We start from the raw sequence: 723 nt of genomic DNA on the forward strand, positions 1-723 counted from the left end.
ACAATATATAAACAAGTATTACAAAGTTCTGGAAACTATGCTAAAACTTTCGATCTTACAAATCTAGAAGATGGCTTATACAGAACAGAACTAGAAAAAGACTTCGAAATTATTGTTAAAAAACTAGAGGTTAAAGATGGTTTTGTTACTTTTTATAAGGACGAAAATGAAATAATTTTTAAACCAGTAATTAGAACCGAAGGAAATTTGGTTATGATTTCTAAAATTGAATTTGAAGAAAAACCTTTAAATGTAACTTTATACTACCAAAATAACATTATCCTTTCTGATGAAGTAAGTGGTGAAAAAGTATTAAATAGAGTTTACAAATTATCTGAATTTGAAAAAGGAACATACAAGGTTGTTGTAAACACCAATGACAGAACTTACGTAAAAGATTTTACAATATAAAAATTTAGTTAATTGTTTCGTTAAATTACTGCTATAATTTAATGATAAAAAGCGAGTCCAAATGGACTCGCTTTTTTTGTATAAAATGTTCTCTATAGTTATAATATCAATTATATAACATTATAGATAATTAGCATTAACATATACTATATTAACCACTTTAAAATACTTAAATATATTTAATGATAATTTAGAACACAAAGTTACCAATTATGATGTTTTTAGAATTTAACTACCACCATACCTTTGTAGTGTTACTAACCATTAAATAAGAAAAAATGAGAACAACAATCAAAACAATTTTAGTAGTAA

Annotated in this window: 1 protein-coding gene; it reads left to right on the forward strand. The window is 24.2% G+C overall.

Features of this window, described 5'->3' with window-relative positions; genetic code table 11:
- A partial coding sequence (locus GQS57_RS18425; protein WP_165734435.1) for a hypothetical protein occupies nucleotides 1-411 on the forward strand: 411 nt, incomplete at its 5' end.
- Nucleotides 412-723 lie beyond the last annotated feature (312 nt).

It is taken from the genome of Polaribacter sp. 20A6 (assembly GCF_011378915.1).
Taxonomy (GTDB): Bacteria; Bacteroidota; Bacteroidia; order Flavobacteriales; family Flavobacteriaceae; genus Polaribacter; species Polaribacter sejongensis.